Source organism: Streptomyces sp. NPDC088733, assembly GCF_044751185.1.
Lineage (GTDB): Bacteria > Actinomycetota > Actinomycetes > Streptomycetales > Streptomycetaceae > Actinacidiphila.
In genome coordinates, this window is the sequence record NZ_JBIVLH010000034.1 from 21,114 (window position 1) to 30,758 (window position 9,645).

Sequence of the window (9,645 nt, forward strand, 5' to 3'; positions counted from 1 at the left end):
TGCCTGCTGTCCGCCTGCTTAAATCCCGAGCTCCTTGTCGATGAAGGCGAAGAGCTCGTCGGGCGTGGCCTCTTGAAGCTTTTCTGTGACGGCCTCGCCACGGGAATCGGTGTGCGGTTCACCCCACTTCGCCAGGAGGGCCTGCAGACGCAGCGCGATGTCGGTACGGGTCGGGGTGTCCGCGGCGTCCGGGTCGAGCACGGACAGCGCGGACTCGAGCTTGTCGAGTTCCGCCATGCCGGGGGCGGCGCCGGGGCCGCCGTCCGGGACGATCTCACCGAGCAGGAAGTCGGCCAGGACGGCCGGGTTCGGGTGGTCGAAGACGAGGGTGGCCGGGAGCCGCAGTCCGGTCGCGGCGTTCAGCCGGTTGCGCAGCTCCAGCGCGATGAGGGAGTCGAAGCCGAGCTCCTTGAACGCGCGCTGCGCGCCGACCTCGTCGGTGGTCGGGTGGCCGAGTGCCGCGGCCGCGTGGGTACGGACCAGCTCGGCGACGGCCAGGCCCTGTTCGGCCCGCGGCATGACCTCCAGGCGGCGGCGCAGGGCCTCCGCCGGGGAGAGCCCGGCACCGGACGGATCGCCGTCCGCCGCGCCGGAACGGGCCTCCGCCAGCCGCCGCACCGCGGGCAGGTCGGCGAGGAACGGGCTCGGCCGCACGGCGGTGTGGCCGGGCGCGAACCGCTCCCACTGGATGTCGGCGACCGCGACCGTCACGTCGCCCAGGTCGAGAGCCTGCTGGAGCGCGCGGATCGCGGAACCGGGCGCCATCGCCGGCACGCCGCCGCGGTCGAGGCGTTCGCCGATCGCGCCGCCCGCCGCCAGTCCGCTGTCACCCCAGCGGCCCCATGCCACGGAGGTCGCGGCCAGGCCCTCGGCGTGCCGCTGCTCCGCGAGGGCGTCCAGATAGGCGTTGGCCGCCGCGTAGTTGCCCTGTCCGCCGTCGCCGAGCGTGCCGGCGACCCCGGAGAAGAGCACGAACGCGGACAGGTCCAGACCGCGGGTCAGCTCGTGCAGGGCGAGCGCCGCCTCCGCCTTGGGGGCGAGGACGGTCGCGAACCGCTCGGGCGTGAGCGCGTCGATGACTCCGTCGTCGAGCACACCGGCGGTGTGGACGACGGCGGTCAGGGGGCGGTTCGCGGGGACGGCGTCGAGGAGCGCGGCCAGGGCGTCACGGTCGGCGGCGTCGCAGGCGGCCACGGTCACTTCCGTGCCCAGCGCGGTCAGTTCGTCGCGCAGCTCGGCGGCGCCGGGGGCGTCGATGCCCCGGCGGCCGGCCAGCACCAGGTGCTCGGCGCCGTTGGACGCGAGCCAGCGCGCGACGTGCGCACCCAGCGCGCCCGTACCGCCGGTGACCAGCACCGTGCCGTGCGGGTTCCACACCTTGCCGGTGGGCGCGTCGGCACCGGACGCGTGGGCGAGCCGGCGCGCGAAGACGCCGGAGGCCCGGACCGCGACCTCGTCCTCCGCACCGTCCCCGGCCAGCAGGCCCGCGAGGCGGGTGAGCGTACGGTCGTCCGCGGTGTCCGTGCCGGGCAGGTCGACGAGACCGCCCCAGCGGTCGGGGTACTCCAGGGCGGCCGTCCGGCCGAATCCCCAGATGAGCGCCTGCGCGGGATCGGTCACCGCCTCGGAGCGGCCGGTCGCGATCGCGCCGCGGGTCAGGCACCACAGGGGCGCGGTGACCTCGGCGTCGCCGAGTGCCTGGACCAGAGCGGCAGTCGCCAGCAGTCCGGCGTGCTCGCGCAGCGGGGCGCTGGCGCCGCCGAGGGCGAGGAGGGAGAGGACACCGCCGGGCGCGGAGCCGTCGAGTGCGGCCTTCAGCGCTGCCGTCAGCTGCTCGCGGTCGGCGGTGCCGTGGTCGACCCGCACGGTGCGCACCTGCGCTCCGCGGTCGGTGAGCGTGCGTTCGACGGCGGCCGCCCACTCCTCGTCCGTGCCGGTGAGCGTACTGGGGACGGCGAGCAGCCAGGTCCCGGTGAGACGGGCCGAAGCCGGCTCGGACACCGGCTTCCACGTGACGCGGTAGCGCCAGCCGTCGACGGTGGACTGCTCACGGCTCTGCCGGCGCCACGAGGACAGCGCCGGAAGCAGCGCGGTCAGCGGCTGGTCGGCGTCGACGGCGAGTTCAGAGGTGATCGTGTCGAGGTCCTCGCGTTCGACGGCCGCCCAGAAACGGGCGTCGATCGCGTTCTCCACGGGCGCCTCGAACGCGGACGCCGGGGCGATCTCGGGCCAGAACCGCTGCGACTGGAAGGCGTAGGTGGGCAGGTCCACGCGCTGTGCGCCGGTCCCGGCGAACACCGCCTGCCAGTCCACGGACGCGCCGTGGACATAGGCCTCGCCAAGGGAGAGCCAGAACCGCTCCAAGCCGCCTTCGTTGCGGCGCAGCGAGCCCAGGACGGCGGCCTCACGGCCTGCGTCCTCGACGGTCTCCTGAAGACCCACGGTGAGAACGGGGTGCGGGCTGGACTCGATGAACACTCCGAAGCCCTGCTCCAGCAGGCTTCGTACGGCCTGCTCGAGTTCAACGGTCTGCCGCAGGTTGCGGAACCAGTACCCGGCGTTGAGCTCCGGACCGGTCATCCACTCGCCGGTCACCGTCGACAGGAACGGCACCTGCGCCTCGCCCGGGGCGATCGGCGCCAGCAGCTCGGCCAGCTCGTCCCGCAGCAGATCCACCTGAGCGGAGTGCGACGCGTAGTCCACGGCGATCCGCCGCGCCCGCACGCCGTCCGCCTCGCAGGAGGCCAGCAGCTCGTCCAGGGCGTGCACTTCGCCGGAGACCACGACCGAGGAGGGGCCGTTCACCGCGGCAACGGAGATCCGGTCCTCGCCCCACGCCGCGATCCGCTCCCGCACCTGCGCGGCCGGCAGCGCCACCGACACCATCCCGCCCAGACCGGCCAGCACCCGTCCGATCGCCTGACTGCGCAGAGCCACGACGCGGGCGGCATCCTCAAGCGAGAGGATCCCGGCAACACACGCGGCCGCGATCTCGCCCTGCGAATGCCCGATCACCGCCGCCGGACGGACTCCGGCCGCCTTCCACACCTCCGCCAGCGACACCATCACCGCGAACAGCGCGGGCTGGACCACGTCCACGCGCTCCAGCGACGGAGCGCCCTCGACACCGCGCAGCACATCGACCAGCGACCAGCCGGTCAACGGCTCCAGCGCCTGAGCGCACTCCTCCATCCGGGCAGCGAACACGGCTGAAGCGTCCAACAGCCCTTCGGCCATGCCTACCCATTGCGACCCCTGTCCGGGGAAGACGAACACCGTCCTTCCCCCGATCGCGGACCCCTGCACCAGGGCCGGTGAGGTCTCCCCGGTGGCCAGGGCGGTCAGGGCGGTGACGACGTCGGCGCGCTCGCGACCGACGACGACGGCTCGCTCGTCCAGGGCGCCGCGGGTCGTGGCCAGGGAGTGGGCCGCGTCGACAAGTCGCAGGTCAGGATGGGCGGCGAGATGGGTCAGGAGGCGTTCGGCCTGACCGCGCAGGGCCTTCGGCGTCCGTGCGGTGAGGGTCCAGGGCAGGGCGGTCGACGGGCCCGACGGGGAACCGTCAGGGGTCACCCCGGCCAGTAGGGGTGTCGGCGCCGGTTCCGGGGTCGTGTCCTCGGCGGCATCGGGGGCCTGCTCGATGATGGCATGCGCGTTGGTGCCGCTGAAGCCGAACGACGAGACTCCCGCTCGCCAGGGGCGGTGGGTGTCCGGCCAGGGCCGCGCCTCGGTCAGGAGGTCGACGTCGCCCGCGGTCCAGTCGACGTGCGGGGTCGGCTCGGCAATGTGGAGGCTGCGCGGCAGCACGCCGTGCTCCATGGCGAGCACGATCTTCATGACTCCGGCGACACCGGCAGCGGCCTGCGCGTGGCCGATGTTCGACTTGATCGAGCCGAGCAGCAGGGGCCGGCCGTCGGGACGGTCCTGGCCGTAGGTCGCGAGCAGGGCCTGCGCCTCGATGGGGTCGCCGAGCGTCGTGCCGGTGCCGTGCGCCTCGACGACATCGACGTCGGCGGCCGACAGGCGCGCGTTGGCGAGGGCCTGACGGATGACGCGCTGCTGGGACGGGCCGTTGGGGGCGGTGAGGCCGTTGCTCGCGCCGTCCTGGTTGATGGCGGAGCCGCGGACGACGGCGAGCACCGGGTGGCCGTTGCGCCGCGCGTCCGACAGCCGCTCCACGAGCAGCATGCCGACACCCTCGGCGGGGCTGAAGCCGTCGGCGTCGGAGGAGAACGCCTTGCAGCGGCCGTCCGTGGACAGTCCCCGCTGGCGGCTGAACTCGATGAAGGTGCCGGGCGTCGACATGACCGTCACGCCGCCGGCCAGGGCCACCGAGCACTCCCCCGCCCGCAGCGCCTGGACCGCGAGGTGCAGGGCGACAAGCGAGGCGGAGCAGGCGGTGTCGACGGTGACCGCCGGGCCCTCCAGGCCGAAGGTGTACGAGATGCGGCCGGAGACGACGCTGCCGGCGCTGCCGGTGGCCAGATGGCCTTCGAGGCCTTCGGTCGCGGTGCGGGCGAGTTCGGCGTAGTCCGAGCCGTTGGTGCCGACGAAGACACCGGCCTGGCTGCCGCGCAGGGTCTGCGGGTCGATGCCGGCCCGCTCGAACGCCTCCCAGGACGTCTCCAGCAGGAGTCGCTGCTGCGGGTCCATCGCCAGCGCCTCACGCGGCGAGATCCCGAAGAACCCGGAGTCGAACTCGGCCGCACCGGACAGGAAGCCGCCCTCGCGGGTGTACGAGGTGCCCTGCGCGTCGGGGTCGGGGTCGTACAGCGCCTCGATGTCCCAGCCGCGGTCGGCGGGGAACCGGGAGAGCGCATCGCCGTCGGAGACCAGCAGCTGCCACAGCTCCTCGGGAGTGCGCACCCCGCCGGGGAAGCGGCACGCCATCGCGACGATCGCCACGGGCTCGGCGTCGAGGACCGCGGCACTCGGCGTCGGGACGGCGGACGCCGCGCCGCCCTCCCGGCCGAACATCTCCTCGCGCAGGTACCGGGCGAGGACGGTGGCCGTCGGGTAGTCGAAGACGAGGGTGGGCGGGAGCTTGAGACCGCTGGCGGCGACCAGGCGGTTGCGGAGTTCGACGGAGGTGAGTGAGTCGAAGCCCAGCTCCTTGAACGCCCGCCCGGCCTCGACCGCTTCGGGGCCCGCGTACCCCAGCACGGCGGCGACGGCGGTGCGGACGAGGTCGAGGAGCAGCCGCTCCTGCTCGGCCGCGGGCTGCCCCGCGAGCCGCCGGGAGAACTCGCCCGAGTCGCCCGCGCCTTCGGTGGCGTCGGCACGGATGCTCTCGACGGCGGCGCGCGCCTCGGGCAGGTCGTGCAGCAGCGGCCGGGACCGGCCGGAGGTGAAGGCGAGGACGAAGCGCTTCCACTCCATGTCGGCGACGGTCAGCGTCGTCTCGGCCCGGTCCAGGGCGTGCTGGAGCGCGGCGACGGCCCGCTCCGGGTCCATCTCGATGACGCCGTGGCGGCGCATGCGGTCGCCCACCGCGCCTTCCGCCATCCCGCCGTCGCCCCAGGGGCCCCAGGCGATCGCAGTCGCGGGCAGGCCCGCCGCCCGGCGGTGCTCGGCGAAGGCGTCCAGGAAGGCGTTGCCCGGCGCGTAGTTGCCCTGTCCGGGTGCGCCGAAGGTGGCGGCGAAGGAGGAGAAGAGCACAAAGGCGGACAGGTCGAGGTCGCGGGTCAGTTCGTGCAGGTGCAGGGTCGCGTCGACCTTGACGCGCAGCACCGCCTCCACCTGGTCGGGGGTCAGGGCCTCGATCACGCCGTCGTCGAGGACGGCGGCGGTGTGGACGACGGCGGTCAGGGGACGATCGGCGGGTACGGCACCGAGGAGCGCGGCGAGGGCATCCCGGTCGGCGACGTCGCAGGCGGCGACGGTCACCTCGGTGCCGAGCGCGGTCAGTTCGTCGCGCAGCTCGGCGGCGCCGGGGGCGTCGACGCCCCGGCGGCTCGTGAGCACGAGGTGCTCGGCGCCGTTCGCCGCGAGCCAGCGGGCGACATGCGCGCCGAGCGCGCCCGTACCGCCGGTCACCAGCACCGTGCCCTGCGGACGCCACGCGCGTACCGCCTTGGTCTCAGCGAGCCGCGCACGCACCAGACGGCGCGCGAACAGGCCGCCCGGGCGTACCGCGACCTGGTCCTCGGCCGCGTCGCCCGCCAGGACGCCGGCGAGCCGGGCCAGTGCCCGGTCGTCCACGTCGTCCGTGCCGGGCAGGTCCACCAGGCCGCCCCAGCGCTCGCCGTGCTCCAGCGCGGTCACGCGACCGAGACCCCAGATCAGCGCCTGCGTCGGGTGCTCCAAGCCCTCGGAGCGGGCGGCGGCGACGGCACCGCGGGTCACGCACCACAGGGGCGCGGTCACCTCGGCGTCACCGAGCGCCTGGACGACGGCGAGCGTGGTCACGACAGTGCCGGCCGCGGTGCCCGAGGGCGTCGACAGGCAGACGACACCGGACACAGCGGGCCCGTCGGCGAGCGCTTCACGTATGCCTGCGGCGAGTTCGGCGCGGGTGTCGTCGCTGTTCCGGACGATGGCGATCCGCCGCACGTCAGCGCCGCGGTCGGTGAGCGTGCGCTCGACGGCGGCCGCCCACTCCTGGTCCGCGCCGGTGAGCGTGTCGGGGACGGCGAGCAGCCAGGTTCCGGTGAGGTGGGCCGAGGCGGGCTCGGGCAGGGGCTTCCACGTGACGCGGTAGCGCCAGCCGTCGACGGTCGACTGCTCACGGCTCTGCCGGCGCCACGACGACAGCGCCGGGAGCAGCGCGGTCAGCGCCTGGTCGCCGTCCACGTCCAACTCGGCCGTCAGGGCGACCACATCGTTGCGTTCGACGGCCTCCCAGAAGCGGGCCTCCACGCTGTCGGCGGGGGCGACGGCCCCAGCGGCCTCGGGCGTTCCGCTCTCCAGCCAGTAGTGCTCGCGCTGGAAGGCGTAGGTGGGGAGGTCGACGTGGCGGGCGCCGGTCCCGTCGAAGACCGCCTGCCAGTCCACGGACGCGCCGTGGACGTAGGCCTCACCCAGCGACAGCCAGAACCGCTCCAGACCACCCTCGTTGCGGCGCAGCGAACCCAGCACGGCCGCCTCACGACCCGCGTCCTCGACGGTCTCCTGAAGACCCACGGTGAGCACCGGGTGCGGGCTGGACTCCACGAACACACCGAAGCCCTGCTCCAACAGCGTCCGAACCGCCTGCTCCAGCTCCACCGTCTGCCGCAGATTCCGGAACCAGTAACCGCCGTCCAGCTCCGGCCCGGACACCCACTCACCGGTCACCGTCGACAAGAACGGCACCTGCGCCTCACCCGGCGCGATCGGCGCAAGAAGCTTCCCGAGCTCATCTTCGAGCAGGTCGACCTGCGCGGAGTGCGACGCGTAGTCCACCGCGATCCGCCGCGCCCGCACACCGTCCGCCTCACACGACGCCAGCAGCTCCTCCAGCGCCTCAACCTCGCCGGAAACCACCACGGACGACGGGCCGTTCACCGCGGCAACCGAGATCCGGTTCTCACCCCACGCAGCGATCCGCTCCCGCACCTGCGCGGCCGGCAGCGCCACCGACACCATCCCGCCCAGACCCGCCAGCACCCGGCCGATCGCCTGACTCCGCAGAGCCACGACGCGGGCCGCGTCCTCCAGCGACAGGATCCCGGCAACGCAGGCCGCCGCGATCTCGCCCTGCGAATGCCCGATCACCGCCGCCGGACGCACACCGGCCGCCTTCCACACCTCCGCCAGCGACACCATCACCGCGAACAGCGCAGGCTGCACGACATCCACACGCTCCAACGAGGGAGCGCCCTCGACACCGCGCAGCACATCCACCAGCGACCAGCCCGTGAACGGCTCCAGCGCGCGCGCACACTCCCCTATCCGGGCAGCGAACACCGGCGACGAATCGAGCAGTTCCACGGCCATCCCGACCCACTGCGAACCCTGGCCCGGGAACACGAACACCGTCTTGCCACCGACGACACGCCCGGTCACCACACCCGCCGCCGGCACACCCTGCGCCACCGCCGACAACCCGGTCACGTGATCGCCCAGCACCACCGCACGGTGCTCCAACGCCGCCCGAGACGACGCCAACGACCACCCCACCTCGGCCACCGAAGCCGCCGAACCCGCCTCACCGACCAGCCAGCCCGACAACCGCTCCGCCTGACCCCGCAACGCCACCGCACTCTTGCCCGACAGCACCCACGGCACCACCGCAGGACCAACGGCCGACGACGGCGCCTCAGACTCAGCCTCCGGCTCCGGCGCCTGCTCCACGATCACGTGCGCATTCGTCCCACTGAAACCGAACGACGACACACCCGCCCGCCGTACACGCCCCGACTCCGGCCACACCACCGCATCCGAAGCCAACGACACCGCACCCGACGCCCAATCCACGTGCGGCGACGGCTCATCCACGTGCAACGACTTCGGCACCACACCATGCCGCATCGCCAGCACCATCTTGATGATGCTGGCGACGCCGGCCGCGGCCTGCGTGTGACCGATGTTCGACTTGATCGAGCCGAGCAGCAGGGGCTGTTCGGGCGTGTGCTCCTGTCCGTAGGTGGCGAGGAGGGCCTGCGCCTCGATGGGGTCGCCGAGCGTCGTGCCAGTGCCGTGCGCCTCGACGACGTCGACGTCCGCGGCCGACAGGCGCGCGTTGGTGAGCGCCTGGTGGATGACGCGCTGCTGGGACGGGCCGTTGGGGGCCGTCAGGCCGTTGCTCGCGCCGTCCTGGTTGATCGCGGAACCCCGCACCACCGCCAGCACCGGGTGACCGTTGCGCCGCGCGTCCGACAGCCGTTCGACCAGGAGCATGCCGGCGCCCTCGCCCCAGCCCGTACCGTCGGCCGCGGCCGCGAAGGGCTTGCAGCGGCCGTCCGCCGCGAGACCGCGCTGACGGCTGAACTCGGTGAACGTCGACGGGGTGGCCATGACGGTCACGCCGCCGGCGAGCGCCATGGAGCACTCCCCCGCGCGCAGCGCCTGCACCGCCAGGTGCAGCGCCACCAGCGACGACGAGCAGGCCGTGTCGATGGTGACGGCCGGGCCCTCGAGACCGAAGGTGTAGGCGACGCGCCCGGAGGCGATGCTGCCGCTGCTGCCGGTGCCGAGGAAGCCCTCGACGCCGTCGGGGACGGAGTCGAGGCGCGCGGTGTAGTCGTGGTACATGACGCCCGCGAAGACGGCCGTCCGGCTGCCGCGCAGCGAGGACGGGTCGATGCCGGCCCGCTCGAACGCCTCCCAGGACGTCTCCAGCAGCAGCCGCTGCTGCGGGTCCATCGCCAGCGCCTCGCGCGGCGAGATCCCGAAGGGGGCCGGGTCGAAGCGGCCGGCGTCGTAGAGGAAGCCGCCCTCGCTGACGTAGCTGGATCCCGCGCTGTCGGGGTCGGCGTCGTACAGCGACTCGACGTCCCAGCCGCGGTCGACCGGGAAGGCGGAGATGGTGTCCTCGCCGTTCGCGACGAGCCGCCACAGGTCCTCGGGGGTCTGCACGCCTCCGGGGTAGCGGCAGCTCATCGCGACGATGGCGATGGGCTCCTCGTTCTTCTCCTCCACCTCGCGCAGCCGCCTGCGGGCCTGGCGCAGGTCGGCGGTCGCCCGCTTGAGGTAGTCGCGAAGCTTGTCCTCGTTCTCCATTGC

The 9,645-nt window shown here is 73.6% G+C and carries 1 protein-coding gene; it reads right to left on the reverse strand.

Translation table 11 applies throughout. From position 1 onward, the window contains the following. Positions 1-18 precede the first annotated feature (18 nt). A complete protein-coding gene (locus ACIP64_RS37625) occupies positions 19-9,642 on the reverse strand; it encodes a type I polyketide synthase (RefSeq protein ID WP_401596279.1) in 9,624 nt (3,207 codons plus the stop codon). Positions 9,643-9,645: the final 3 nt, after the last annotated feature.

Excerpts from the sequence above, each read along its gene's own strand:
- ACIP64_RS37625 (WP_401596279.1), bottom strand. The coding sequence starts at position 9,642 with ATGGAGAACGAGGACAAGCTTCGCGACTACCTCAAGCGGGCGACCGCC.